General features: G+C 65.1%; 24 protein-coding genes. 13 read left to right on the top strand and 11 right to left on the bottom strand.

Going from position 1 to position 24,504, the window contains the following annotated elements; all coding sequences use genetic code 11:
* The first annotated feature begins 18 nt into the window (after positions 1–18).
* From ABD847_RS15280 to arsJ, 7 genes are all read left to right on the top strand, one after another.
* A complete protein-coding gene (locus ABD847_RS15280; RefSeq protein ID WP_345014561.1) occupies positions 19–819 on the top strand; it encodes a metalloregulator ArsR/SmtB family transcription factor in 801 nt (266 codons plus the stop codon).
* A complete protein-coding gene (gene arsB / locus ABD847_RS15285) occupies positions 816–1,859 on the top strand; it encodes an ACR3 family arsenite efflux transporter (protein WP_345014562.1) in 1,044 nt (347 codons plus the stop codon). The genes ABD847_RS15280 and arsB overlap by 4 nt, the downstream gene beginning before the upstream one ends.
* 1 nt (position 1,860) lies before the next feature.
* Positions 1,861–2,358: a phosphatase domain-containing putative toxin gene (locus tag ABD847_RS15290; protein WP_345014564.1), complete on the top strand. Its 498-nt coding sequence runs from the start codon at positions 1,861–1,863 to the stop codon at positions 2,356–2,358.
* A gap of 13 nt (positions 2,359–2,371) precedes the next feature.
* Positions 2,372–3,352 (top strand): permease, encoded by a 981-nt coding sequence (locus ABD847_RS15295; RefSeq protein ID WP_345014565.1) that lies wholly within the window; start codon positions 2,372–2,374, stop codon positions 3,350–3,352.
* 18 nt (positions 3,353–3,370) lie between these two features.
* Positions 3,371–3,604 carry a thioredoxin family protein gene (locus tag ABD847_RS15300; protein WP_345014567.1) on the top strand — a complete coding sequence of 78 codons (234 nt, stop codon included), beginning with the start codon at positions 3,371–3,373 and terminating at the stop codon, positions 3,602–3,604.
* 74 nt (positions 3,605–3,678) lie between these two features.
* Positions 3,679–4,680, top strand: coding sequence for an ArsJ-associated glyceraldehyde-3-phosphate dehydrogenase (locus ABD847_RS15305; RefSeq protein ID WP_345014569.1), 1,002 nt, complete (start codon positions 3,679–3,681; stop codon positions 4,678–4,680).
* Positions 4,677–5,909, top strand: coding sequence for an organoarsenical effux MFS transporter ArsJ (gene arsJ / locus ABD847_RS15310; protein ID WP_345014570.1), 1,233 nt, complete (start codon positions 4,677–4,679; stop codon positions 5,907–5,909). The genes ABD847_RS15305 and arsJ overlap by 4 nt, the downstream gene beginning before the upstream one ends.
* Here the strand turns inward: arsJ and ABD847_RS15315 are convergent.
* Genes ABD847_RS15315 through ABD847_RS15330 form a run of 4 tightly spaced genes read right to left on the bottom strand, consistent with a single transcriptional unit; the run spans position 5,874 to position 8,938 of the window.
* Positions 5,874–6,527: a hypothetical protein gene (locus tag ABD847_RS15315; RefSeq protein ID WP_345014572.1), complete on the bottom strand. Its 654-nt coding sequence runs from the start codon at positions 6,525–6,527 to the stop codon at positions 5,874–5,876. The genes arsJ and ABD847_RS15315 overlap by 36 nt on opposite strands.
* Entirely contained in the window at positions 6,524–7,747 is a 1,224-nt protein-coding gene (locus ABD847_RS15320) for a flagellar assembly protein T N-terminal domain-containing protein (RefSeq protein WP_345014573.1), read from the bottom strand. The genes ABD847_RS15315 and ABD847_RS15320 overlap by 4 nt, the downstream gene beginning before the upstream one ends.
* Before the next feature lie 4 nt (positions 7,748–7,751).
* Positions 7,752–8,144: a hypothetical protein gene (locus tag ABD847_RS15325; RefSeq protein ID WP_345014576.1), complete on the bottom strand. Its 393-nt coding sequence runs from the start codon at positions 8,142–8,144 to the stop codon at positions 7,752–7,754.
* 26 nt (positions 8,145–8,170) lie between these two features.
* Complete coding sequence (locus ABD847_RS15330) at positions 8,171–8,938, bottom strand: flagellar basal body L-ring protein FlgH (RefSeq protein ID WP_345014578.1); 768 nt, start codon at positions 8,936–8,938, stop codon at positions 8,171–8,173.
* A gap of 324 nt (positions 8,939–9,262) precedes the next feature.
* Between ABD847_RS15330 and ABD847_RS15335 the strand changes: the two genes are divergently transcribed.
* Complete coding sequence (locus tag ABD847_RS15335) at positions 9,263–9,838, top strand: hypothetical protein (protein WP_345014580.1); 576 nt, start codon at positions 9,263–9,265, stop codon at positions 9,836–9,838.
* On the top strand, positions 9,835–10,368 hold the full coding sequence (locus ABD847_RS15340; RefSeq protein ID WP_345014582.1) for a winged helix-turn-helix domain-containing protein: 534 nt from the start codon (positions 9,835–9,837) through the stop codon (positions 10,366–10,368). Before ABD847_RS15335 ends, ABD847_RS15340 begins: the two co-directional genes overlap by 4 nt.
* Positions 10,369–10,371: 3 nt before the next feature.
* On the opposite strand, the gene ABD847_RS15345 is transcribed toward ABD847_RS15340, so the two are convergent.
* Complete coding sequence (locus ABD847_RS15345) at positions 10,372–11,031, bottom strand: OmpA family lipoprotein (RefSeq protein ID WP_345014584.1); 660 nt, start codon at positions 11,029–11,031, stop codon at positions 10,372–10,374.
* A gap of 195 nt (positions 11,032–11,226) precedes the next feature.
* Here ABD847_RS15345 and ABD847_RS15350 point away from each other — a divergent pair, with 195 nt between their 5' ends.
* The 3 genes from ABD847_RS15350 to ABD847_RS15360 are packed head-to-tail and all read left to right on the top strand — an operon-like array spanning position 11,227 to position 14,707.
* Positions 11,227–12,492 carry a PqiA/YebS family transporter subunit gene (locus ABD847_RS15350; RefSeq protein ID WP_345014585.1) on the top strand — a complete coding sequence of 422 codons (1,266 nt, stop codon included), beginning with the start codon at positions 11,227–11,229 and terminating at the stop codon, positions 12,490–12,492.
* Positions 12,489–14,141, top strand: coding sequence for an intermembrane transport protein PqiB (gene pqiB / locus ABD847_RS15355; RefSeq protein WP_345014586.1), 1,653 nt, complete (start codon positions 12,489–12,491; stop codon positions 14,139–14,141). Before ABD847_RS15350 ends, pqiB begins: the two co-directional genes overlap by 4 nt.
* Entirely contained in the window at positions 14,138–14,707 is a 570-nt protein-coding gene (locus tag ABD847_RS15360; protein WP_345014587.1) for a PqiC family protein, read from the top strand. Before pqiB ends, ABD847_RS15360 begins: the two co-directional genes overlap by 4 nt.
* On the opposite strand, the gene ABD847_RS15365 is transcribed toward ABD847_RS15360, so the two are convergent.
* The 5 genes from ABD847_RS15365 to ABD847_RS15385 form a co-directional block, all read right to left on the bottom strand.
* Positions 14,704–15,738: a diguanylate cyclase domain-containing protein gene (locus ABD847_RS15365; RefSeq protein WP_345014588.1), complete on the bottom strand. Its 1,035-nt coding sequence runs from the start codon at positions 15,736–15,738 to the stop codon at positions 14,704–14,706. The two genes, ABD847_RS15360 and ABD847_RS15365, sit on opposite strands and share 4 nt — an antisense overlap.
* 193 nt (positions 15,739–15,931) lie before the next feature.
* Complete coding sequence (gene pyrC, locus ABD847_RS15370) at positions 15,932–16,984, bottom strand: dihydroorotase (protein ID WP_345014589.1); 1,053 nt, start codon at positions 16,982–16,984, stop codon at positions 15,932–15,934.
* 76 nt (positions 16,985–17,060) lie between these two features.
* Complete coding sequence (locus ABD847_RS15375) at positions 17,061–18,032, bottom strand: L-threonylcarbamoyladenylate synthase (protein WP_345014591.1); 972 nt, start codon at positions 18,030–18,032, stop codon at positions 17,061–17,063.
* Positions 18,029–20,503, bottom strand: coding sequence for a YbcC family protein (locus tag ABD847_RS15380; RefSeq protein ID WP_345014593.1), 2,475 nt, complete (start codon positions 20,501–20,503; stop codon positions 18,029–18,031). Before ABD847_RS15380 ends, ABD847_RS15375 begins: the two co-directional genes overlap by 4 nt.
* Complete coding sequence (locus ABD847_RS15385; RefSeq protein ID WP_345014595.1) at positions 20,500–22,053, bottom strand: NADH-quinone oxidoreductase subunit L; 1,554 nt, start codon at positions 22,051–22,053, stop codon at positions 20,500–20,502. The genes ABD847_RS15380 and ABD847_RS15385 overlap by 4 nt, the downstream gene beginning before the upstream one ends.
* A 119-nt stretch (positions 22,054–22,172) precedes the next feature.
* Between ABD847_RS15385 and ABD847_RS15390 the strand changes: the two genes are divergently transcribed.
* Positions 22,173–23,066 carry a LysR substrate-binding domain-containing protein gene (locus ABD847_RS15390; RefSeq protein ID WP_345014597.1) on the top strand — a complete coding sequence of 298 codons (894 nt, stop codon included), beginning with the start codon at positions 22,173–22,175 and terminating at the stop codon, positions 23,064–23,066.
* 51 nt (positions 23,067–23,117) lie between these two features.
* Here the strand turns inward: ABD847_RS15390 and mnmE are convergent, their stop codons facing one another.
* Positions 23,118–24,479: a tRNA uridine-5-carboxymethylaminomethyl(34) synthesis GTPase MnmE gene (gene mnmE, locus ABD847_RS15395; protein ID WP_345014599.1), complete on the bottom strand. Its 1,362-nt coding sequence runs from the start codon at positions 24,477–24,479 to the stop codon at positions 23,118–23,120.
* Positions 24,480–24,504: the final 25 nt, after the last annotated feature.

Raw genomic sequence — 24,504 nt, forward strand, 5'->3', positions numbered from 1 at the left:
TGTGAATCTGGAGGTGTCATGAGCCAATCCCGCGTGCTGTTCCTCTGTACCGCCAACTCGGCCCGCTCCATCCTGGCCGAGGCGCTGCTGCGCCAGCTGGCCGGCGATCGCTTTGCGGTGTACAGCGCCGGCAGTCGGCCGGAATCCGTGGATCCCCGAGCCCTGACGGTGCTGGGGCAGGCCGGTATCGGCACTGAGGGGCTGGTCAGCAAGGGGCTGGATGCGGTGTCCGATCAGCGGTTTGATTTCGTCATCTCCCTGTGTGACAAGGCGAGCCTGGAGTGCCAGCAGATCCCCCATAAGGGGCGGGTACTGCACTGGAACCTGCCGGATCCCAAGGCCGAGCCCGGCGAGGCGCCCTTTGTCGCCTGCCTGCAGGCCATCCGCAGCCGCATCGAGCTGTTCCTGCAGGTGGTGGGCTCGGACCCGCTGCCCAGCAGCCGGGAGTTGGCCCCCGCCGAGCTGTTTCGCGCCCTGGCGGACGAGACCCGACTGCGCCTGATGCTGCTGCTGTTGCAGGAGGGGGAGCTGTGCGTCTGCGAGCTGACCGAGGCGCTGGACGATCTGCAGCCCAAGATCTCCCGCCACCTCAAGCAGCTGCGCCATGCCGGCCTGGTACAGGACCGGCGCCAGGGGCAGTGGATCTTCTATCGGCTGGACGACAGCCTGCCCAGCTGGGCCGACAGTGTCTTGCGCCTGGCGGCCCAGGCGCTGCCCGGCCCCCAGCACGGCGATCTCCGCCGGCTGGCCGCCATGCAGAACCGTCCCTCCCGGGAGGGAGTCTGCGGTCTATCTAACCTGAGCAAGGAGTCGGCATGAGCAGTCCATTGGGGGTGTTTGAACGGGGCCTGAGCCTCTGGGTGGCGCTGGCCATGGGAGCCGGCGTGCTGCTGGGCAGCTATTTGCCTGATCTGTTTGCCGGGGTGGCGGCCCTGGAGTGGGCCCACGTCAACCTGGTGGTGGCCCTGCTCATCTGGCTGATGATCTATCCCATGATGGTGCAGATCGAATTCTCGGCGATTAAAGCGGTGGGGCGGCGGCCCAAGGGGCTGCTGCTGACCCTGGTGGTGAACTGGCTGGTCAAGCCCTTCACCATGGCCCTGCTGGGCTGGCTGTTCTTCCGCTACCTGTTCGCCCCCTGGGTGGATGCCCAGAGTGCCGAGCAGTACATCGCCGGCATGATCTTGCTGGGGGTGGCCCCCTGTACCGCCATGGTGTTTGTCTGGAGCCAGCTGACCCGTGGCGATCCCAACTACACCCTGGTGCAGGTGGCCATCAACGACCTCATCATGGTGGTGGCCTTTGCCCCCATCGCCGGCCTGCTGCTGGGGGTGACGGATCTGCAGGTGCCCTGGCAGACCCTGTTGCTGTCCACCCTGCTGTATGTGGTGCTGCCCCTGGTGGCCGGGATCCTGACCCGCCGCCATCTGCTGGCCCGGGGCGGAACGGCGGCGGTGGCCCACTGGGTGGCACGGCTCAAGCCCTGGTCCATGGTCGGGCTGCTGGCCACCGTGATGCTGCTGTTCGGCTTCCAGGCCGGGGTCATACTGGACAATCCCCTGGCCATCGCCCTGATCGCCGTGCCCCTCATCATCCAGTCCTACGGCATCTTTGCCCTGGCCTACGGTGCCGCCCGCTGGCTGCGGCTGCCGCACCCCATAGCTGCACCGGCCTGCCTCATCGGCACCTCCAACTTCTTCGAACTGGCGGTGGCGGTGGCCATCTCGCTGTTTGGCCTGCATTCGGGGGCCGCGCTGGCCACCGTGGTCGGCGTGCTGGTGGAGGTGCCTGTCATGCTCTCCCTGGTGGCCCTGGCCAACCGCACCCGTCACTGGTTTCCCCCACAACAGGAATCTTGATATGTCGTCCTCCTCCCATCCCTTGTTCGAATTACCCCTGGCCCAGGGCGGGGCCCTGGGGCTGATGCCCTGTCCGGGCACCCAGAGCCTGGCCCTGGTGGCGGCCCTGCAGCAGGTCAAGGCCTGGGGCGCCCAGGCGGTGCTGACCCTGATGGAGCCCGATGAGCTGGTGCAGCACGGGGTCGGGGAGCTGGGCCATCAGGTGCAGGCCTTGGGGCTGACCTGGTTCCACTTGCCCATAGAGGACGACCATGCCCCCGAGGCGGCTTTTGCCACCGCCTGGGCCCAGCAGGGACCGGCGATCCTGGCCCTGCTGCAAGGCGGTGGCAAGCTGGCGCTGCACTGCCGGGGGGGCACGGGCCGCACCGGTCTCATCGCCGCCCGTCTGCTGCTGGCCCTGGGCTGGCCGGAAGCCGAGGCGGTGGCGGCGGTCAAGGCGCTGCGGCCCAAGGCCCTGAGCCTACCGGTGCATTGCCAGTGGTTGGCACAACAGGCTTGAATAAGAGGTCATCATGAATCCCTTGCAGCTGTTTACCTGGTTGGCAGATTGGCTGGTCTATGGCGGCCTGGGGCTGGCGCCCGCCAGCCGCCTGGGCCTGGCGCTGCATTTCTTCGTCGAGGATGTCAGCAAGATACTGGTGCTGCTGCTGGTGATGATTTACGTCATCGCCTGGCTGCGAGCCGGGCTGGACGTGGAGCGGGTGCGGGATGCCCTGGCCCGGCGCCATCGTCTGCTGGGCTACGGCCTGGCCAGCCTGTTCGGCGCCATCACGCCGTTTTGCTCCTGCTCCAGCATCCCGCTGTTTCTCGGCTTCACCTATGCCCGCATCCCGGTGGGGGTGACCATGGCCTTCCTCATCACCTCACCCCTCATCAACGAGGTGGCGGTGGTGCTGCTGTGGGGCCTCATCGGCTGGCAGCTGACCCTGACCTATGTGGTGGTGGGCCTGCTGGCCGGCATGCTGGGTGGGCTCCTGATGGATGGGCTGAAGGCCGAGCGCTGGCTGCAACCCCTGGTGCAGGAGGTGCTGGCCGCGCCGGTGGCAGAAACCCAGGCCAGAGAGGCGATCCAGCTGGGCTGGCGGGAGCGCCACGGCTTTGCCAAGCAGGAGACCCTCAGCATCTTCCTGCGGGTCTGGCCCTGGGTGCTGCTGGGGGTGGCCCTGGGGGCCGGGTTGCACGGCTACCTGCCGGAGGATTTCTTCCACCGTCATCTGGGCGGTGGCCAGTGGTGGTCGGTGCCCGCCGCCGTGGCCCTGGGGTCGGGTCTGTATGCCAACGCCACCGGGGTGATCCCGGTGATGGAGAGCCTGCTGGCCAAGGGGCTGCCCTTGGGCACGACCCTGGCGCTGTGCATGAGCACGGTGGCGGTGAGCATTCCGGAATTCGTGATGTTGAAACAGGTCATGCAGTGGCGTCTGCTGGCCTGGTTGCTGGCTTACATACTGGTGGCTTTCACCCTGGTGGGCTGGCTGCTGAACGCCGTGGGTTAAATCCAACAAGGAGAGGATATGAAACAGTTCAAAGTCTATGGCTCGGGTTGCAGCAACTGCGTGAAGACCGCCGAGCTCATTGCCCAGGCGGCCGCCGAACAGGGCGAGGAGATTGCCCTGGAGAAGGTCACCGACATGAAGAGCATCGCTCTGGCCGGGGTGATGAAGACCCCGGGGGTGGGGCTGGATGGCCGCATCATCCACTTCGGCTCAGTGCCGGCGCCTGAGCTGGTGCGCAGCTGGTTTGCCTGAGGCCGGATCTCAAGCGGCCTGGTAACAGACCGCTTGGCAATCGTTGCTTCGGGACACATCAAGGAGACTCCCCCATGCCCCTCAATATTGGCATCAACGGCTTCGGCCGGATCGGCCGCCTGGCCCTGCGCGCCGCCTTCGACTGGCCGGAATTTCGCTTCGTGCGGATCAATGATCCGGCAGGTGATGCCGCCACCCTGGCTCATCTGCTCAACTTCGATTCGGTGCAGGGCCGCTGGCAGCACGAGGCGCGGGCCGATGGCGAGCGGCTGATCATAGGCCAGCAGAGCATCCAGGTCAGCCGTAACAAGGCCATCGGTGACACCGACTGGTCTGACTGCGATCTGGTGCTGGAGTGTTCCGGGGTGATGCGGGAGCCGGCCCTGCTGCAGGCCTATCTGGATCAGGGGGTGAAGCGGGTGGTGGTGAGCGCCCCGGTGAAGGGCGACGATATCCTCAACGTGGTGATGGGGGTAAACCAGGAGCGTTTCGAGCCGGCCCGCCATCGCATCGTCACCGCCGCCTCCTGCACCACCAACTGCCTGGCCCCCGTGGTCAAGGTGATCCACGAGGGGCTGGGCATCCGCCATGGCTCCATGACCACCATCCATGATCTCACCAACACCCAGACCATACTGGATGCGCCCCACAAGGATCTGCGCCGGGCGCGGGCCTGCGGCATGAGTCTGATCCCCACCAGCACCGGCTCGGCCACCGCCATCACCGCCATCTTCCCCGAGCTGACCGGCCGCCTCAACGGCCATGCGGTGCGGGTGCCGCTGGCCAATGCCTCCCTCACCGACTGCGTGTTCGAGGTGGCGCGGTCCACCACGGTGGAGGAGGTCAACGGCCTGTTGCAGGCGGCGGCCGAGGGGCCCCTGGCGGGCATCCTGGGCTACGAGAGCCGGCCATTGGTCTCCATAGATTACAAGGGTGATCCCCGCTCCAGCGTGGTGGATGCCCTCTCCACCCTGGTGATCGGTGGCACCCAGGTGAAGATCTATGCCTGGTACGACAACGAGTGGGGCTACGCCAACCGCACCGTGGAGCTGGCCCGTCTGGTGGGCCAGGCATGAGTCTGCTGGCCCGGTGGCACGGCCTCAGCCAGGGGGGGCGCCAGTACCTGTTGATCACCGCCAACTACTGGGCCTTCACCCTCACCGACGGCGCCCTGCGCATGCTGGTGGTGCTCTACTTCTACCAGCTGGGCTACTCGGCCCTGGCCATCGCCAGCCTGTTCCTGTTCTACGAGCTGTTCGGCGTGGTGACCAACCTGCTGGGCGGCTGGCTGGGGGCGCGGTTGGGGCTCAACCGCACCATGCAGCTGGGGCTGGGGCTGCAGCTGCTGGCCTTGGGGATGCTGACCCTGCCGGATGCCTGGCTGACGGTGCCCTGGGTGATGGCTGCCCAGGCCCTGTCGGGCATCGCCAAGGATCTCAACAAGATGAGTGCCAAGAGCGCCATCAAGACGCTGGTGCCGGCGGAGGCGCAGGGGGCCCTCTACCGCTGGGTGGCCCTGCTCACCGGCTCGAAGAATGCCATGAAGGGGCTGGGCTTCTTTCTGGGTGGCGCCCTGCTGGCGCTGTGGGGTTTTCAGGGGGCCATGTGGGCCATGCTGGCCGGTCTGCTGGCGGTGGGGCTTATCAGCCTGCTGACCCTGAAGCAGGAGCTGGGCAAGGCCAAGAGCAAGCCCAAGTTCAAGGATCTGCTCTCCAAGAGCCCGGCCATCAATGTGCTGTCGGCGGCCCGCTTGCTGCTGTTCGGCGCCAGGGACGTCTGGTTCGTGGTGGCCTTGCCGCTGTTTCTGAGCGGTCAGCTGGGCTGGAGCGTCTGGCAGGTGGGGGGGGTGATGGCCCTGTGGGTCATGGGTTACGGCCTGGTGCAGGCCCTGGCGCCCCGGGTGACCGGCAAGCGCAGCGGCCGCTTGCCGGATGGTGGTCAGGCCCTGGGTTGGGGCCTGGCCCTGACCCTGGTCAGCCTGCTGATCCCCTTGGGGCTGGCCGCCGGTCTGCCGGCGGCGGCCTGGGTGCTGCTGGGGCTGGCGGTGTTCGGCGCCCTGTTCGCGGTGAACTCCTCCCTGCACAGCTACCTCATCGTCAGCTATGCCAAGGCGGATGGCGTCTCCCTGGATGTGGGCTTCTACTACATGGCCAACGCCCTGGGCCGCCTGCTGGGCACATTGCTCTCCGGCTGGCTGTTCGGCCTGGGCGGCCTGCCTCTGTGCCTGTGGGTCACCACAGGCCTGCTGCTGGGGGCCAGCCTGTTCTGCCTAGGACTGCCCCGAACTCGTGCCGTCGTCGCTTGAGAGGAGGTCACCGACCTTGCTCTTCACCACATCCAGGGTGCTTTGACCTGTGGCCTCGTTGACCCCCACATCCAGCACGCCGGTGGCCAGGCCATAGATGGCCCCCGCGCCTGTGAGGCTGCTCAGCAGGGTGTCGCCGACGACCTTGGGCATGTAACCGATCTCGTCACCCGTCATCTCCTGGTAGTAGTCGCTCACCAGGGGGATGTGTTGCAACGGGTTGAGGGCATCGACGGCATCCAGCCAGGAGGCCTCCTTGTCGACAAACAGGTTGTCGTCGATGCTGTCCACCGTCTCGGCAATCTTCTGTTCGCCTGTCTTGCTGGCTTCCTGCTGTTCCGCCACGTTGTCCAGGAAGCTGGAGAGGCTGGTGGGCATCCAGCCATCCAGGCCAAACTGGGTCACCATGTTGCTTAGCTCCAGCGGGTCGTCGTCTTCGCTGAGGGTCTTCTCCACCGGTTTGGCTTCCAGCAGGTTGCTCATCTGATCCTGCAGCAGATCGGAGAAGTCGCTGTCGGTGGCCGTCGCGCTGGTCTGGCTCTGATCCTGCGACGTGCTGGTGGTCTTGGTCACTGGGGTTGTGGTGCCGCTGGCGGCGACGGCGCGGTATCCGTTCATGGTGCTGACTCCTTGCTGTTATCCAGTTGAACCAGATCCTGATCCTGCAGGTTGCCCGGCAGGAAGCCTTGCCGGGTGGTCAGCAGGCTGTGGTCGGGATAGACCTCCTGGGCCACCAGCTGGGTGCTGGATCTGGGGTGGGAGAGATAGAGGTGGCCATCGGCACCCCGCAGGCGGCGGGTCTGCTGGATGCTGAAGGCATCCCCCACCTTGATGCCCTGCCGGCTGCCGATGTTAACCATCACGTCCTGGCCATCCACCCGCACTATGAAGGCGCGTGGTTGGACGCATTTGAGGTCGTTACTGATATCCTGCAGCCCTTCGCGCAGCTGGCGCTGTATCTCCAGGCCATAGGCCGAATCCCAGAATTCAGAACTGGTGACCGACACGGCCTCCGTCTGGCCGAAGGGCCAGAAGGTGCGGAAGTCATAGTGGCGGATGGAGATAGGCTGGCCGGTGAGGCCGTCCATCAGACGCAGGGTAAGTTCAAACTGACGCACCAGCTGGTCGCTGCTCAGCAGGTTCTCCTGTTTGCTGGTGGAGATGTCGGTGATCTCGCCATCCAGCAGGTACTGGCTATTGGTGCGATAGGCCAGGGAGGTGAGCTCCTGCTGGTCATCGGCGTCGATGCCGTCAAAGCCGATGGCCAGGGGTTCTGTCTGCAGACCGCGGACGATGAAATCCCCCTGGGCCGCCTGGGCCAGGCGATAGAGGCGATCGGTCACCGCTTCGGACAGGTTGTACAGCTGGCCGAGGGAGGCTTGGGCGGGATCTCGCAGTACCAGGCGCGCCAGGGTCAGGCTCTTGCTGTAGAAGGGCTGACGAGGGCAGACGGGGGCGCCGGGCCACAGGTTGACGCGCAGGGTCACATCCAGCCGCTCATCCCGGCTGATCTCCTCAATCAGCTCCAGCTGACTGAGGGCCGGTGGCAGCTGGCCGATCAGGGTCATCTTGTCGTTGAGGAAACGGAACTTGGAGCCGGGCTGGAACTTGAGGGTATCCGGGGTGACCTGATCCATCACCGACAGGGAGTAACCACTCTTGGCCACGGCATCATGGATGGCGGCACGGGCGGCAAAGTAGCGGGCCATCTCCAGATTGTCATCGACGATGGGGGCGGAGCCGGTGCCTGAGTACCAGGCGGCCTTCGCCGAGTGGCTCATGGCAAACATGCCCAGCAGCACCAGCAGCCAAATCAGGGGAAACAGGTATTTTTGCATGGGGTTACTCCCACCACTTGGTGCGATTGATAGGGGCGGGCATCTCCGCCAACCGATTGAAATCTGCCTTGTCCAATTTCAGCTCCGTGATGAAGAGATTACCGTCCTGCTCCTGGCGGACGACTTGCGCACCCACAATGGTGCCGCGGCTGATGCCATGCCAGCGCTGGTCTGGCTGCGGGCTGCTGAGCTCAACACCGTACAGTTGCTCGGTCAGTTGCCGGTAAGCCTGTAGCTTGCTGGCGTTCATGGCTTGCAGCCGGCGTTCGCCCTCGCTGGGGCCGGGCTGGTTATCCAGGTAGGCATAGCCCACGGCTGTGATGGCCGGCGCTGTCGCCGCCGGCTGCAGCTTGATTGGGCTTTGACAGGCCGGCAGACCCAACACGGCTAATAACAAGCCAATTAACCGGAACGGGTAATTTTTTAAAATGGCCATATGGTGGGATCAGATATTTTCTTGACCAACCATCCCTGTTCCTGAACATTAGCCAAATCACCATTGCCGCTGTATTCCATTCGGGCGTTGGCCAATTTGGTCGATAAGACGGTATTGTCGTCGGCAACATCTTTTGCCCGCAAAATACCGGTCAGACGAATATATTCCTTGCCATTGTTGATCAGTATCCATTTATCACCGCGCACCACCAGGTTGCCATTGCGCATGACCCGGATCACCGCCACGCTGATCTCCCCGCTGAAGTTGTTACTCTGGCTGGCATCACCGTCGCCGCTGAAGTCCTGGCTCTGGTTCAGCCCCAGCTCGATCTCCCGGCCTGCCAGCTTGAGGTTGCCGCCGGGTACCGTGATGGGATCCAGATTGAAGGCGTTGGATTTACTCAGGCTGCTGGACTGCTTCTTGGTGGCCGAAGTGGCTTCCTTGAGTTTGATGGAAATGATGTCCCCCACTCGCAGCCGGGTCTGTTCGTCGAAGATGCTGTTCTGAATATCGTCATTGAACAGAGAGCCGGTGGGCTGGGTGTGGGCCGGATCGGGTTCGGGCTCCAACATGGCAAAGTAGGGATCGTCCTCGGTGGCATCCTCCATCTTCTTGTTCAGCGGGGTGGCGGGCAGGGGCTCGCGGTTGACCTCGGAATCCTTGGTGGGCGGGGCACCAGTCTGGGCGCTACAGGCCACCAGGCAGCAGAGGGTCAAACTGACGGCGGTTTGGCGAAGCAGTAAATAAAAAGACATAATTGAGACCATTTTACCCACAGGAAACTTGATGTGGTGAATATAAAGCAATCCCTTTGCCTAAATGGTCGAAAAACAAAGGCCTTATTTAAACGAAATCAACACGCATCTTTACGCAACCTTGCAAATAATTGCCTGTTATAAAATATCGCGCGTTAGCCCCGTGATACTTTAGTCAAAATATTGTCAATCCCGTCCGATCGGTTCGCCAAATAATTATCCTTTATGTCAAAAACGCTTGATAACCCCTTGTTCGTTTGTCTTGCGCTGATGCTGTTGCTATTTTGTTCGGTCGCTCTCGGCTTGGTTCTAAGCTCGGAATCTTTGGCAAACCGACTGCTGAATCCCTGGTTTTTAAAATATGGTCACCTGCTCGCTCTGGTGGGGCTGCTGGTGGCCGTAACCGGCCTCGGTGCCTGGTGGCCAGCACGGCAACGTGCCCGCCGGCCCCCCGCGGTGGCGCGGGAACCGGCAGAGCCGTTCAATCTTAGCCGCCTGCTGCAACACTTTGCCGCCCAGCGGCGCCAACAGGCCGCGCTGTTGGGTGTCCAGCTGGAGTGCCGAGTGAAGAGCGGGCTCTGGGTACAGGGTGAACCGGCGGCATTGCAGTCTCAACTTGAGCGACTCTGGCAGCAGACGCTGCGGCATCCCAGGCGCTATCCCCTGTTGCAGCTCGAGCTGGAGGCCAACGAACGCTGGGCCTGGCTGTGCTGGCAGGGTGAGGCCATCCCGGGGCAGTGGCAGTCGTTGCTGGCGTTTCCCCGTCTGCATCAGCGCCTCAATGGCAGTCTCGCTCCCTTGTTGGCGGCGGGGTGGCAGGTGAGTGTCAAGGCAGGAGAGGGGCGTCGTGCCTGGCGGTTACGTTTACCCCTGCTGGGGCGGGAGGAGGCGAGCCGATGATCCTCTTGTTGGGCAGCCAGGAGCCCGAGCATTGGCCGGCGGACTGGCCGGTGCCTGTTACCGTGACGGATGCGGACAGCCTGCTGCGCTGCTGCCTGGAGCGGCATGTGAGCCAGGTGGTGTTGCCCGAGGAGGCACAGGCCTACTGCCCTGAGTTACTGGCGCAGTTACGCTCGCTGGGGGTGCCCTATCGTTGTGGTTTACCGGCGGTGACCAGCAAGCCGGTCTCCGGGGGGACGCCCCTGGTGCTGGATGGCATCCGCATGGAGGTGCAGTGGCGTGAACATAGGGTGCGGCTCACCGAGGTGGAGTGGCGCCTGCTGCTGACCCTGTATCAGACGTCCGGGGTCATCTTCAGTCGGGAGACATTGAGCGGTGTGCTGTACCGGGATCACCGGGTGGTGGAGCCCAGAACCGTGGACAGCCACATCAAGCGGCTGCGCAAGAAGCTGCGGCAGTTGCAGCTGGCGGATGAGCCGGTGGAGACCGTCTATGGCCAGGGCTACCGGTATCGGGCCCTGGCCGGTTAGGGCTTATTGGGCGGACAGGGTCAGGGTCACCCGACGATTCTGGGCGCGCCCTTCCACCGTCTCATTGCTGGCCACCGGCTGATCCGGGCCAACCCCGGCCATGCTGATGCGGCCCTGAGCGACCCCTTGCAGTATCAGGGCACTGCCCACAGATTCGGCCCGCTGCTGGGACAGACGCATGTTCATCTCGCGTCCCCCTGTGCTGTCGGTATGGCCCACCACGTTGACCTGGGTCTCCGGGTACTCCTTGAGTACCTGGGCCACGCCGGTGAGGGCATTGGCTCCGGCGGGCTTCAGCTGGCTGGAGCTGCTGTCGAAGGTGATGCTGTTGGGCATGTTCAGCAGAATTTGATCCCCCTGGCGGGTGACGGAGACCCCGGTGCCCTGCATCTGTTGCCGCAGCTTGGCCTCCTGTTGGTCCATGTAATAGCCCACGCCACCGCCCACGGCGGCCCCGGCGGCGGCGCCGATCAGGGCACCCTTGCCTCTATCGTGCTTGGAGGAGGAGAGGACGCCCACCAGGGCGCCGGCGGCGGCGCCGATGGCGGTGCCTGTGGTGGCCTTGGCCGTTTGCTGTTCGCCGGTATAGGGGTTCACTGTGCTACAGCCGGCCAGCCCGAGGCTGGTGATCAACAGGGTACTTACAACACGGATGCTTCTCATCTGTCGGTCCTGATTGGTGAATGCGCGAAAGCGTCAAATGACACAGACTCTTCCCTGATGGCCAGATGGCCGATTCCTGCTGCCATTCTATCCATGGCGGCCCGCTTGCCAACTGCTGAATCACAAAGGGTTTTCTATTGTCTCCACCTGCGTCTCAGGTGATGATACCGGCGAAAAAGTAACGGAAGAGAGTCCATGTGCGCCAGCGAGGTGGCATCCAGCGAACACTATCAGGCCTGTCACAGCTGTGACTGGCTGGTGCAGATCCCGTCCCTGGCGGAGGGGGAGGCGGCCTGCTGCCCCCGTTGCGGCCAACCGATAGCCAGCCGCCCCCGTTTTGCCCAGCAGCGTCCCCTGGTGTATGCCCTCACCAGCCTCATCATGCTGCTGTGTGCCAACCTGTTACCCTTCTTGTCTGTCTCCACCCAGGGCTTGGGTAACAAGATACTGCTCTACCAGGCAGCCACCACCCTGTTCAGTGAGGACTATGCCAGCCTGGGGATGCTGATTTACCTGGTGATGCAGCTGCTGCCGCTATGCTGTCTGCTGTTGCTGGGCTATGTGATGCTGCGCCTGCGCTGGCATGGCCCCTTGGACTTAAGCCGGCTGGCCCTGCGCTGGCTGTTCTGGTTGCAGCCCTGGGGCATGGTGGAGGTGTTCATGCTGGGCACCCTGGTGAGCCTCATCAAGATCGCCGCCTTGGCGGAGGTGCAGGTGGGCTCCGGCTTCTGGTGCTACGTGGCCTTCAGCCTGGCTTACCTCAAGAGTTTCATGCACCTGGATCGCAATCGCCTGTGGCAGCAGCTGGTGGGGCCCGTGCCCTTGCAGGTAGAGCCCATAGCGCCCTGTTCGGCCCGGGAGCTGGATCTGGCCCTGTGTCACCTTTGCCATGCCACCGTGCCGCTGGATAGGGGCTACTGCCCCCGTTGCCAAAGCCGCTTGCACGCCCGCCAGCCCCAGAGCCTGCAGCGCTGCTTCGCCCTGCTGCTGGCGGCCATCATCCTCTATGTGCCGGCCAATGCCTTGCCCATGATGGTCACCGAGACCCTCGGCTCCGTGATGAACTCCACCATATTGCAGGGGGTGGTGGTGCTGTGGAAGATGGGGGATTACCCGGTGGCCATGGTGATCTTCTTTGCCAGCATCATGATCCCCATTGCCAAGATACTGGCCCTGTTGTGGCTCTGTTACAGCACCCATAGCGGCAACCCCACCCACAGGCGCGGCCGCACCCGCCTGTATCATCTGACCGAATTTGTCGGTCGCTGGTCCATGGTGGATGTGTTCGTGGTGGCGGTGCTGGCGGCCCTGATCCGCATGGGCAAGCTGATGTCCATCTACCCCGGCGATGCGGCGGTGGCCTTTGCCGGCGTGGTGCTGATCACCATGCTCTCCGCCATGGCCTTTGATTCACGGCTGATCTGGGATCTGCCCCCATCCACAGTGAGGAAACCCGAGTGAAAATCGGTTCGTCTTTCGGTAGCCAGGCGCAGCTGCGCGCCATCCGGCATCTGTCGCCCATCTGGCTGGTGCCCATCATTGCCGCACTGGTGGGCTTGTGGCTGCTCTATGTCTCCTTCACCAATCAGGGGCCTCTGATCACCCTCTACATCAAGGATGCCGATGGCATAGTGGCCGGCAAGACCATGATCAAGGCCCTGAGCGTGGATGTGGGCACTGTGCAGACGGTGAAGATGAGCAAGGATCTCAGCCATGTGATCCTCACCGCCCGCATGGCGGTGGATACCGAGGAGATGCTCAAGCAGGACAGTCAGTTCTGGGTGGTGAAACCCAGGGTCGGTCGCCAGGGTATCTCCGGGCTGGGCACCTTGCTGTCCGGCGCCTACATAGAGCTGCTGCCGGGCAAGGCGGACAAAGCGGCGGACAGCTACAAGGTGCTGGATGAGCCACCGCTGGCTCGCGCCGAGGAGCAGGGGATCAAGGTGATGCTCTACAGCGAGAAGAACCGTGGTCTGGTGGCCAGCGATCCCGTCATCTACCGCGGTTTCACCGTGGGCCGGGTGGAGAAGGCCAGCTTCTCCATCGAGCACCGCCGCCTGGAATACCAGCTGTTCATCCATGCGCCTTACGATGCGCTGGTGACCAGCAATGTGCGTTTCTGGACCAATAACGGCATGCGCGTCAGCGCCTCCTCCGAGGGCATCAGCCTGGAGACGGGTACCCTGGAGAGCCTGTTGCGTGGCGGCGTGACCTTCGACGTGCCGGAGGGCTGGCCTCTGGGGCGCAAGGTGAAGAGCGGCGAAGTATTCAACCTGTATGCCGACGAGGAGAGCAGCCGCACCCAGGAGTTCAATTTTCACCAGGACTATGTGCTCAAGTTCGGCGAGTCCATCCGGGGGCTGAACATCGGGGCCCCGGTAGAGTTTCTCGGGGTGCGGGTGGGCTCGGTACTGCAGGTGCCCTTCATGCAGGAGGACCAGGTGCTGATGGAGCAGGCTCCCCGGGAGGTGGCGGTGCTGATCCGACTGGAGCCCGGGCGCATCAACGGCATCGATTCCGAGGCGGCACTGCAACGCATGGTGCAGGTGCTGAGGGCCGAGGTGAGGCGTGGCCTGCGGGCCAGCCTGCGCACCGGCAACCTGCTCACCGGCGGCATGGTGGTGGAGTTGGCCTACCATCCGGATCAACCTCAGGCCCGGTCGCTCGGCACCTTCAATGGCTACCCTCTGCTGCCCACAGCCAAGGGCGGGCTGTATAACCTGGAGCAACAGAGCCTGGCGGTGCTGAAGAAGATCAACGATCTGCCGGTGGAGCAGACGCTGACCAAGCTGGACGAGCTGCTGAGCCAATCCAGCCAGAGCGTGGCGGCCATCGGCCAGTTGAGTCAGACCCTCAACCGGCTGGCGGGTCAACCGGCCACCCAGCAGCTACCGGATGAGACCCTCAAGGCCATGCAGCAGCTGCAGCAGACCCTGGCGGGCTTCTCCGCCGAGGCGCCGGCCTATCAGCAGCTCAATCAGACCATAGACAACCTCAATCGCCTGCTCAACGAGCTCAAGCCGGTGGCCCGCACCCTGAGCGAGCAGCCCAATGCCCTGATCTTCTCCCCGAACCCGGGGCAGGATCCCCAACCCAGGAGAGCCCAATGATGCGACGCAGCCTTAGGTTTTTGCTGCCCTGGCTGCTGGTGGGCTGTGCCGCCCAGCCTGGCCCCCAGTATTACGCCCTGACCCTGCCCAGTGAGCCGGTGGTCAGCAGTCCGGCCCGTCAGGGCCCCCTGCTGCAGGTGCAGAGCCTGACCCTGCCGGATTATCTGGCTCAGGCGGGCATCGCCTTTCAGCAGGATGACATCCAGCTGACCCTGGCCAATCAGGCCCGCTGGGCCGAGCCGCTGGATCGTCAGCTGGGTGCCCTGCTGCTGGCCAAGCTGGAGCAAGACCTGCCCCAGGTGCAGTTGCAGGGGCCGCAGGAGAGTGGCCAGCAGTGGCGGTTGAATCTGTTTGTCGATGCCTTTCAGGGGCGCTTCGATGGCCAGGCGGTGATCGCTGGCCGTTGGGTGCTGCAAGGGCCCCAGGGGGAGCGACATAGCGGTCGCTTCAACCAGCTGGAGCCCTTGAGTGAGGATGGCTATCCGGCCCTGGTGCGGGCCCTGCAGAAGGGCTGGTTGCAGCAGGCCCATGCCTTGGCCGGCCAGCTGCAGCCCCTGCTGCACTAATCCGTCAGGCTGTGGATCCGCTGTACCGGGCTTAGTCGGGCGCGGTTACGGCCCGCCTCGCAGGCTTGTTGCAGCGCGGTTTCGGCCGCATGCAGCAGGGCGGCGGCATCCAGCCTGGCCTCCAGGCTCTGCAGCCCCACCAGACCCAGGCTGGCGGAGAGCTGATAACTTTGCCCGGCCTGATCCACGGTGCCGTACAGGGTCTGCACCAGCTTGTCACCCACCCCCAGCAGTTCATCCACTCCCAGGCCCGGCAGCAGCACCAGCAGGCGATCCTGTTGCCAGCGGCCCAGCAGATCGCCGGTGCGCAGGGTGGCCTTGAGCCGGGCCGCAGCGGCCTGCAGCATGCCCTGGGCCTCCTCCACGCTGAGGGACTCGGTGGCGATGGGATCCAGCTCCACCAGCGCCAAGGCAAAGGGGCGCTGCTCCAGCCGGCAGCGGGTGTGGCTGTGGTGCAGCAGGGCCAGGATGCCCTGCTTGTTCGGCAGGCCGGTCAAGGGATCCTGATCGGTTTGCGGGGCCAGCATCAGACGGCGCAGGGCCTGGGGATGGGAGCTGGCCAGAAAGCGCAACAGCAGCTGCGCCTCCAACAGGCTGGCCAGGTCGGTGAGCCCCAGCTTCTGATCGGCACTGAGCTCGCCGCCGGCCTTGAGGCCGACGCATAGCAGGCCGATGCGATGGCCTTCGGCGTTGCGGAACGGACAGGTGGCCACCACCCCCAGACGTTGCATCCAGGGGTGGGGTCTGAGCTCGGGATCCTCACAGGCGTGGCACAGGGCGAGGCTCTCCTCTTCCAGCAGATGCTGGCAGAGGGGGGGCGGCGAACCGGGTGGCAGATCCTCGCCCACCACCAGCAGATCCCCCTCCTCGGCCAGCAGGCTGATCCAGGCACACTCGGCCTGGCACAGGGTCTGAGCGGTGCGGCTGATCTTCTGGTACTCCTCCTGGGGCAGATCCGCCAGGGTCAGGGTTCGCGTCAGGGCGGCCAGGCGTTGCTGGTGGCGTCCTTCCGGTTGCATCGCGTCTGTCATGCCTTTCTCCCAATCCGTGCTGGTGCTTAGTAATGGTAGGCAAAGGGTCTCGCGTCTGAGGCAAAAAACCTGTGGCTGATATCTCACTACGGCGAAGGATTGGCCTGCGTCGGTACGGGGGAGGCGGTAGGGCGGTCGAGGGGGAGTACAACCAGGAGCGGTGGATCACACCGCTCCCGGATTCTGCTTCAGATCAGGCTTGGGGCAGCTTGACCCCGGTGACCTGCCACTGCAGGGTGGCGCCCGCCATGAAGGGGATGATGGGGCTGCCGTTGGGCAAGGTGATGGTCTCCGGGATCTGCCAGGGCTTTTTCTCCAGGGTGACAGTGCCTTGATTGCGGGGCAGGCCATAGAAGTCGGCACCATGCTGGCTGGCAAAGCCTTCCAGCTTGTCCAGGGCATGGAGCTCGTCGAAGACTTGCGCGTACAGCTCGAGGGCGGCCCAGGCGCTGTAGCAGCCGGCACAGCCGCAGGCGGACTCTTTCTTTGACTGGGGGTGGGGGGCCGAGTCGCTACCCAGGAAGAATTTCTTCGAGCCGCTGGCCACCGCGGCCCGCAGGGCCTGCTGGTGGATGTTGCGCTTCAACACCGGCAGGCAGTAATTGTGCGGCCGGATGCCGCCCACCAGCATGTCGTTGCGGTTTAACAGCAGGTGCTGGGGGGTGATGGTGGCGGCGATGTTGTCGCCCGCAGCCATGACGAAGTCAGCGGCATCCTGGGTGGTGATGTGTTCGAACACCAGGCGTAACTCCGGCAGGCGCTCCGTGATGGGACGCAGCCGCTGGTCGATGAACACCTTCTCCCGGTCAAAGATATCCACGTGGGACTCGGTGACCTCGCCATGTACCAGCAATGGCATCCGGTGTTCCACCAGGGCCTCCAGCACCGGATACAGGCCATCCAGACGGGTGACCGCCGCATCCGAGTTGGTGGTGGCGCCGGCCGGATAGAGTTTCACCGCGGTGACGCCACACCGGGCCGCTTCAGCAATGTCGGCCGGGGTGGTGTTGTCGGTTAAATACAGGGTCATCAGAGGTTCAAAGCCTGAGCCTGCAGGTCTGGCGGCCAGGATCCGCGCCTTGTAGGCCATGGCCTCGGCCGCAGTGCGCACCGGAGGGACCAGGTTGGGCATGACGATGGCCCGGCCGAAGCAGCGGGCGGTGGCGGGCACGGTTTCTGCCAGCATGTCGCCATCGCGAAAATGCAGATGCCAGTCGTCGGGCGCGGTAATCGTAATCTGTGTCATGAACTCATCTCAACGGGTGGATAAAGGTTGTCGCCAGTGCCGACAGTATGAGACGTCTTGGCTGTCAGATTCAATCTTAGGTGCCGGCGGCCCGCTGGAGTCGATCCCAAATATCCAGCCATTCCGGCCCTGAAGGCGGCGCCTCCACCCAGATGCGCGCCACCCCCGGGGTCTGATCCAGCCGATAGAGGGCCCCATAGAGCGCCTGGCGGTAACCCTGATGATCGGCGGGCATGGCGATCCTGTGGCCGCCCTGGGCCGGCCAATCGGCGGCGTGCAGCAGCAGACCCGTGGTATCGTCCACCCTGGGCCATTGGGCCTGGAGTTCGGCCCGGGTGAGGAGACTCAGCGGACAGTTTGGCCGGTAATGCACCTTGTGATTGCCGGAGACCGCCACCCTGTGGGGGGCGAAGTCGCGCACCGGGACCGCCAGGTGGCGTTGCAGGGCGCTGGCGGTGATAGGCCCGGCGCGCAGTATCTCAGCTCCCTCGGGCGTCACCCTGAGAATGGTGGATTCGGTCCCCACCTGGCACGGGCCGCCGTCCAGCACGGCGGCAATCCTGCCATTGAGGCCGGCCATCACATGCTCTGCCCGGGTGGGGCTGAGCTTCTGGTAGGGGTTGGCCGAGGGGGCGGCTACCGCCAGCTGATGTTGCCTGAGCAGGCTCAGCAGGGTGGGGTGCTGGGGGATGCGCACCCCTATGGTGGGCAGGCCGCCGGTCACCACGTCGGAGACCCTGGGGTGTTTGTCCAGCAACAGGGTGAGGGGGCCAGGCCAGAACTGGCGTGCCAGGGGTTCGACCCAGTCTGGCACCGCCTTGACCCACTGATCCAGCTGCTGAAGATCGCCGATATGCAGTATCAGGGGGTGGTTTCTGGGGCGTTGCTTGGCGGCAAAGATCGCCGCCACCGCCTCGGGGTTGCTGGCATCGGCCGCCAGACCGTAGACGGTTTCTGTCGGTACCGCCACCAACTGGCCGGCCTTGAGCAAGTGGCCGGCCTGCGCCAGGTGATCGGCGCGCTCGGCCTGTAATAAGAGGGTGTTCATGAAGCGTACCTTGGGTCGTTCGCCTGCCAGGGCTGCCACTGCCCCTGGTGGTAGGTTTCCACGCCGCCGTCATCCAGCCGCAGCAGGTAGAGCCACTGGTTATCCAGCAGTTGCCGCACCTTCTCGTGTTGCTGGATGATGCGGCTCAGGATGGCCCGGGGCGCATCGATCACCACAGTGAGGCGCAGGGGCTCATGCTGCCAGTCATGACCATCGTGCACCGATTGCCATGCCAGGCCGATGCGCAGATCGCCGCCATTGCCTTCGAACACCCCCAGATGTCCGCCCACCACGTTATGCAGCGTCTTGTTGCCGCTGCCGTAGCGGTGGTTGTCTACCGTGGAGGCGTAGTACTGCAGGTTGATCCAATGGGCGACTATCATGGGGGCCGTCATGATCTGGGTCAGCCAGCGGCCATCCTCATCCTGCCGGGGGTCGTATTCGTGGAGAAAACTGCGGCCCGCCAGGTTGAGGCCGCGGGTGCGGGCCCGCGGGGCTATGATGAAGGCCGCATTGTTGGCCAGCCCCCACTCCGGCCGGGTTTGTGCCCAGTCGTTGGCCCGTTGCTTGATGGTGCGGGTGAGTTTCGCCGGCTGGTCGCACAGAGCCGCCAGCCCCAGGCGGGGGGCGCGCTCCCGCCGGGCGGCGAGGCCGGCCGCGGCCAACTGGCCGGTCACCTCCTCTACCTGGCCCCGATGGCCCTCTGGCAGCAGATCGGTATCGAACAGGGTCACCTCATCCGTGGTGGTGTTGTGCAGGGCGGCCACAAACCAGGTGCTCGCGGGCACCAGGATCTGCCGTTCGGCCAGGGCGGCTCTGACTTCGTCATCGTTCAGCAGGGCCGCCAGAGCGCGGGCGTTCACCTCGCCGGTTTGGCCGCAGCAGGCGCCGCAGTCCAGGCCCGCCCGTTGCGGATTGTTGCGGTTCTGGCTGCCGTGACCCACCAGCAGCACCAGGGGCGCCAGCCCCGCCTTGAGCCCCATGCCGGTCAGCACCTGTTCCGCGATAGCGGTTTGCGCGGCGAGATCGGCGCCCAGGGCGGTTTTCAGCGAGGGACGCAGCGGGGTATGGCCGGTCAGCCCCAGGCGGTTTTCCGCCGGTGCCGAGTCCGTAGCGGGCAGGCTGCGCTTGATCAGCTTGCTGGCGTAGCCCAGGCCTAGTGTCTCCACCAGGGTGAAACCCGAGGCGGGCATGGTCTGCCACGGCCGCCAGCCGAACAGCGTCTGCAGGGCGCCTTGTCGGCGACGGGACACAGCCGCATCCGTGTGGCGGCAGCCTGTGGTGTCGCTGATGGCCAGGGACGGCGCCAGCAGGCCCGGCAGCTGGGGGCGGCTGGCCTCTGTGCCCAAGGGGGTGTAGCGGATGGGCAGGCCGAAGAAGCCGGCAAATCCCAGGGTCTGGATGGTGCTGGATTGTGCCTCCAGATGACGCCGCAAGAGTTCCGAGCGCACATCGATACAGAACACCGCCTGCACCTTGGGCGGCGGCAGGGGGGCGGCGTCGGCCGGGCGGTCCAGCAGCTGGCGCACCAGCGATGCCTGATAGCTGAGCTCATGGGCCCGCTGCCAGATGGCCAGGCGCTGCAGGGATCTGGGGTGGGGCGAGTCAAGATGGCGACGCCACGCCTGCTGCCACTGCTGCCAGACGGCGCCACGCTGACGCGCGCCGTCATCGAGCAGGGTCTCCCAGCTCAGGCGGATGGCGAGCAAGTCCACCAGGCTGTTTTCATCCGACCCTACCAGCTTGGCCTGCCAGCGACGATAGGCGCACCAGGCGGCCCAGCCGCTCACCCGCAGCATGACGGCCTGCAGATAGGCGGCCCAGTCTTCCGGCACCAGGCCCAGCTGCTGGAGTGCCGATTCGATTTGCGCCTCGGCGCAGCTGGCCAGTTGCGCGGCCTTGCCGGGCAGGGCCGGTGCCTTCATCAGCAGCGCCACACTGTGATCCTGGCTGAGGCCGTGGCGCCAGCTGGCGTAGAGGTTCTGGTTCTGATCCGGCCGCCAGTCGGCCTGGGCCTGATCGAAGTAGGCGGCACAGAACTGGCCTATCTGCTGGGTGATGGTGTGGCGCCAGCTGGGCTGATGCTGCAGATCCCGCTGCTGGTCGAGGGCGTCGCACAGCAGGGGGGGCGCGAGTGGCGCCTGATCCTCCTGCTGCAGGGTGGCCAGCATGGCCGCCAGCGTGATGTCGCCACCCTGTTCCGCGACGGCGCGGGCCAAGTGCTCAGGCTGGATTTGGCCGTTCTGCCAGCGGGTGCGGTAATAGGACAGGGGCAGGGTCATGGGCGAGCCGGCCAGCTGCGCCAGGTTGGCCGCCACCTCGGCAAAGGGGCTGTGGGTGTGCTGCCAGTAGGGGTTGACGGCAATCAGGCGATCCAGCGGCCAGTTGGGCGCTATGCCGTCACAGGCGGCCCGGATGGCGTGGTCCAGCCATGCCTTGGTGGTCTGCTTGGGGCAGGTCAGGGCGTTCATACCGTCTCTCCCAGTGGGGTGGTGTCAGGGCGCATCGTGGGCTGGAGCTTGCCCAGCCGGGCCGGCCAGAGGGCAAAGGTGAGTCGGGTAAAGGTCTCGTCCAGGTAAAAGCCGCAGTAGGCCCAGGGGTAGAGTCGCTGGGCCAGCCGCCCCTGGGGGTGCCGACGCAGCCAGATCTGGAGGCCATAGAGCAGTACGAAGGCGACGCAGACCCAGGCCATCAGCCAGGGGGCCGTGCCGCTGGCGGCCGGCGCCAGGCCGGCGAACAGCCAGTGCCAGACGAAATAGAGCTGGATTAGCAGCAGCACCCGCAGCCCGGCGTGGGCCACCAGGGCCGCCGAGCGGCCCTGCTCCAGCCACAGCAGGGGGGCGAGGCCGAGGGCAAGCACCAGGGCGGCGGCGGTTGGCAGGGTCAGCCCAGCGGCGGGCAACAGCCATTGCCAGCCGGCGAGGGAGCCGGCCACCAGCATGCCGCTCACCACGGGGCTGAGCAGGTAGCGGACCAGGGAGCGCCGTGCGCCTTGGGTGCCGAGCAAGGCCAGCGCCCTGGTCTCGGAGACCGTTTCGCCGGCCGCCAGGAAGGCATGAGCCTTGTAGAAGGAGTGGGCCACCAGGTGCAGCAACGCCAGTTCGTAGAGCCCCAGGCCCACCTCCACCAGCATGAAGCCCATCTGGGCGCAGGTGGACCAGGCCAGCCGCACCTTGATGCTGATGCGCGTCATCATCACCAGGCTCGCCAGCACGGCGGTGAGACTGCCCACCAGCACCAGCAGCATCTGACTGGCGGGGGCCAGGGCCAGCAGCTCAGCCAGGCGGATCAGGACAAAGCCACCGACGTTGACCACTCCGGCGTGCAGCAGGGCCGATACCGGGGTGGGAGCCTCCATCACCTGGATCAACCAGCCGTGCAGCGGCAGCTGCGCCGATTTGAGGATGGCGGCCAGGGCAAACAGGCCGGCGGCCCAGTGCAGGCCCGCCGGCAGGGCGTCCAGGTGGGCCAGGTAGTCAGACAAGCCCCTCAGGCTGAGGGTGCCGGCGGCCTGGTAGATCAGCACCAGGGCCGCCAGCAGGCTGAGGTCGGCCAGCCGGCTGACGATGAATTTTTTGTGGGCGACGACTTGGGCCGTCCGGCGCTCCCGGTAGAAGGTCAGCAGGTAATGCAGGCCCAGGCTGGTGCAGCTCCAGCCCAGCACCAGCAGCACCAGGTGCTGGCTGACCACCAGCAGGCTGACACAGGCCAGGGTGAACAGCAGGGCCTTCACAAAGCGCGGTTGCTGGGCTTCGCCCTCAAGATAGCGCGCCGAATAACGGACGATGACCCAGCCAAGCAGGGCGATGAGCAGCGCCACCGTCAGGCCCGGCTTATCGACCTGGCGGTCTGCCAACCCGGCGGCGAGCCCGGCGGCGCTGGCCGCGACCAGGGTGCTGGCCAGGCCAAGGCCGGCCGTGATGCGGGCGACCGTCCAATGCTGTCGCGGCAGTAAGCAGGCCAGGGCAAAGCCTGTCATGTAGCAGGCTGGCAGTAGCCAGCCGTTGAGTAGCCCCATCATTCCTTTGCCTCCCAAGATGGCTTGGTGTTGCGTGGTCGATGGGGCGCATGTTGCTGTGCTTGGAGTATTTAGTAAAATATATATATCTTAATTATCTGTTCTAAAAAAAAGAACAAACCATGAGAAACCTCAATTTCCATCACCTCTATTACTTCTGGGTGGTCGCCAAAGAGGGGCACCTGACCCGCGCGGCGCAGCAGCTGCATGTCGCCCAGTCGGCCCTCTCCTCCCAGATCCGTCAGCTGGAGGAGCAGCTGGGCAACCCGCTGTTCAAGCGGGATGGCCGCACTCTGCGCCTCACCGAGGTGGGGCACCTGGTGCTGCAGTATGCGGAAAGCATTTTTAATCTGGGTAGTGAGCTGCTGGCCACCGTCGCCAGTGGTGAACGGCAGCGGGTGCAACGGCTGCGCATCGGTGCCGTGGCGACCCTGTCTCGGAATTTCCAGGAAAATTTTCTGCGCCCTGTCATCGGGGCGGAGGGCGTCACCCTGGTGATTGAGTCCGCCAGCCTGGCGGAGCTGCTGGAGCAGCTCAAGGTACACAAGCTGGATCTGATCCTGTCCAACCGCCCTGTGGCGTCCGATTCGGCCATGGCCTGGCGCTGCCAGCGCATCGCCCAGCAGAGCGTCTGCCTGGTGGGGCCCGTGGGGCCGGCGGCGAGCCGCTTCCGGTTTCCGCAGGATCTGGCCGGCGTGAAGTTGCTCGTGCCGGGCCCCAGCAGCGACATTCGCAGCCAGTTCGATCTGCTGTGCGAGCAGCTGGGCGTGCCGCTAAAACCCCATGCCGAGGTGGATGACATGGCCATGTTGCGTCTACTGGCCCGGGATTCCGGCGGCGTGGCCGTGGTGCCCGAGGTGGTAGTGCAGGATGAGCTGCAGAGCGGCAAGCTGCAGCGCTATGCCGTGCTCGACGGCGTGGTGGAGAACTTCTACGCCATCACCGCCAAGCGGCACTTTGAATCGCCGCTGCTCAAGATGCTGCTGGATGGCGCCGGCTGGGATACGGCTAACTGAGTCAGGCGGCTTGGTGAATAACCCTGCCCGCCAGGCAGGGTCTTCGCCGGGTTACTTGCCGATACAGAAGGAGCTGAAGATGCGGCCCAACAGATCGTCGGAGCTGAAGGCGCCGGTGATCTCGCTCAGGTGTTCCTGAGCCAGGCGCAGCTCCTCGGCCACCAGTTCGCCGGCGGCATAGACCTCCAGCTGTTCACGGGCCAGCTCCAGGTGGGCGCTGGCCTGATCGATGGCCTCCAGGTGGCGGCGGCGGGCCATGAAGCCCCCCTCCACATTGCCCTGGTAACCCATGCACTGCTTGAGGTGATCCCGCAGGGCCTCCAGCCCCAGGCCTGTCTTGGCCGCCAGCCGGTAGACGGGCACGCCGTGCTCCTCGCTGGGGGTCAGGGGCTCGCCGGTGAGATCCGCCTTGTTGCGGATGACGGTGAGGCCGATGTGGGGCGGCAGCCGGTCGATAAATTCGGGCCAGATGGCATGGGGATCGGCGGAGGCGGTGTGGGTGCCATCCACCATCAGCAGCACCCGATCCGCCTGGGCGATTTCGGCCCAGGCCCGCTCTATGCCGATCTTCTCCACCGCATCCTCGGTCTCCCGCAGGCCGGCGGTGTCTATGATGTGCAGCGGCATGCCGTCGATGTGGATGTGCTCCCGCAGCACGTCCCGGGTGGTGCCGGCGATCTCGGTGACGATGGCCGACTCGCGCCCGGCCAGGGCGTTGAGCAGGCTGGACTTGCCGGCATTGGGTCGCCCGGCGATCACCACCTTCATGCCCTCTCTGAGCAGGGCGCCCTGGCGGGCTTCCTGTTTCACGGCCCCCAGCTGGGCCATCACGGCGTAGAGATCCCCGGCAATCTTGCCGTCGGACAGGAAGTCGATCTCCTCCTCGGGAAAGTCGATGGCGGCCTCCACGTAGATGCGCAGCCGGGTCAGGCTCTCCACCAGCTCGGTGATGCGGGTGGAGAAGGCGCCCTGCAGCGAGTGCAGCGCCGAGCGGGCGGCCTGCTCGCTGGTGGCCTCGATGAGATCGGCGATGGCCTCGGCCTGGGCCAGATCCAGCTTGTCGTTGAGGAAGGCCCGCTCGGAGAACTCGCCGGGCCGGGCGGTGCGCAGGCCCGGCAGCTGCAGGATGCGCTTGAGCAGCATGTCCATCACCAAGGGGCCGCCGTGGCCCTGCAGCTCCAGCACGTCTTCGCCGGTGAAGCTGTTGGGGGCCTTGAACAGCAGGGCGATGCCCTGATCCAACACCTGGCCGGCGTCATCCATGAAGGGCAGGTATTCGGCCTGGCGCACCCTGGGCAGGCGGCCCAGCAGGGCTTGGGCCACGGTTTCGGCCTGGGGACCTGAGACGCGCAGTATGCCGACGCCGCCGCGTCCGGGAGGCGTGGCCTGGGCCACTATGGTGTCGTTGTTCATCGCTTGGGCTCGCTTGCTGGGGCAG

It is taken from the genome of Pseudaeromonas paramecii, from assembly GCF_039540575.1.
Classification (GTDB): Bacteria; Pseudomonadota; Gammaproteobacteria; order Enterobacterales; family Aeromonadaceae; genus Pseudaeromonas; species Pseudaeromonas paramecii.

Coding starts and splice junctions, on each gene's coding strand:
- ABD847_RS15380 (WP_345014593.1), bottom strand. CDS start 20,503: ATGAACGCCCTGACCTGCCCCAAGCAGACCACCAAGGCATGGCTGGAC.
- ABD847_RS15305 (WP_345014569.1), top strand. CDS start 3,679: ATGCCCCTCAATATTGGCATCAACGGCTTCGGCCGGATCGGCCGCCTG.
- ABD847_RS15290 (WP_345014564.1), top strand. CDS start 1,861: ATGTCGTCCTCCTCCCATCCCTTGTTCGAATTACCCCTGGCCCAGGGC.
- ABD847_RS15280 (WP_345014561.1), top strand. CDS start 19: ATGAGCCAATCCCGCGTGCTGTTCCTCTGTACCGCCAACTCGGCCCGC.
- arsB (WP_345014562.1), top strand. CDS start 816: ATGAGCAGTCCATTGGGGGTGTTTGAACGGGGCCTGAGCCTCTGGGTG.
- pyrC (WP_345014589.1), bottom strand. CDS start 16,984: ATGACACAGATTACGATTACCGCGCCCGACGACTGGCATCTGCATTTT.
- ABD847_RS15365 (WP_345014588.1), bottom strand. CDS start 15,738: ATGACAGACGCGATGCAACCGGAAGGACGCCACCAGCAACGCCTGGCC.
- ABD847_RS15295 (WP_345014565.1), top strand. CDS start 2,372: ATGAATCCCTTGCAGCTGTTTACCTGGTTGGCAGATTGGCTGGTCTAT.
- ABD847_RS15345 (WP_345014584.1), bottom strand. CDS start 11,031: ATGAGAAGCATCCGTGTTGTAAGTACCCTGTTGATCACCAGCCTCGGG.
- ABD847_RS15330 (WP_345014578.1), bottom strand. CDS start 8,938: ATGTCTTTTTATTTACTGCTTCGCCAAACCGCCGTCAGTTTGACCCTC.
- mnmE (WP_345014599.1), bottom strand. CDS start 24,479: ATGAACAACGACACCATAGTGGCCCAGGCCACGCCTCCCGGACGCGGC.
- ABD847_RS15375 (WP_345014591.1), bottom strand. CDS start 18,032: ATGAACACCCTCTTATTACAGGCCGAGCGCGCCGATCACCTGGCGCAG.
- ABD847_RS15300 (WP_345014567.1), top strand. CDS start 3,371: ATGAAACAGTTCAAAGTCTATGGCTCGGGTTGCAGCAACTGCGTGAAG.
- ABD847_RS15390 (WP_345014597.1), top strand. CDS start 22,173: ATGAGAAACCTCAATTTCCATCACCTCTATTACTTCTGGGTGGTCGCC.
- arsJ (WP_345014570.1), top strand. CDS start 4,677: ATGAGTCTGCTGGCCCGGTGGCACGGCCTCAGCCAGGGGGGGCGCCAG.
- ABD847_RS15385 (WP_345014595.1), bottom strand. CDS start 22,053: ATGATGGGGCTACTCAACGGCTGGCTACTGCCAGCCTGCTACATGACA.
- ABD847_RS15360 (WP_345014587.1), top strand. CDS start 14,138: ATGATGCGACGCAGCCTTAGGTTTTTGCTGCCCTGGCTGCTGGTGGGC.
- ABD847_RS15340 (WP_345014582.1), top strand. CDS start 9,835: ATGATCCTCTTGTTGGGCAGCCAGGAGCCCGAGCATTGGCCGGCGGAC.
- ABD847_RS15315 (WP_345014572.1), bottom strand. CDS start 6,527: ATGAACGGATACCGCGCCGTCGCCGCCAGCGGCACCACAACCCCAGTG.
- ABD847_RS15320 (WP_345014573.1), bottom strand. CDS start 7,747: ATGCAAAAATACCTGTTTCCCCTGATTTGGCTGCTGGTGCTGCTGGGC.
- ABD847_RS15350 (WP_345014585.1), top strand. CDS start 11,227: ATGTGCGCCAGCGAGGTGGCATCCAGCGAACACTATCAGGCCTGTCAC.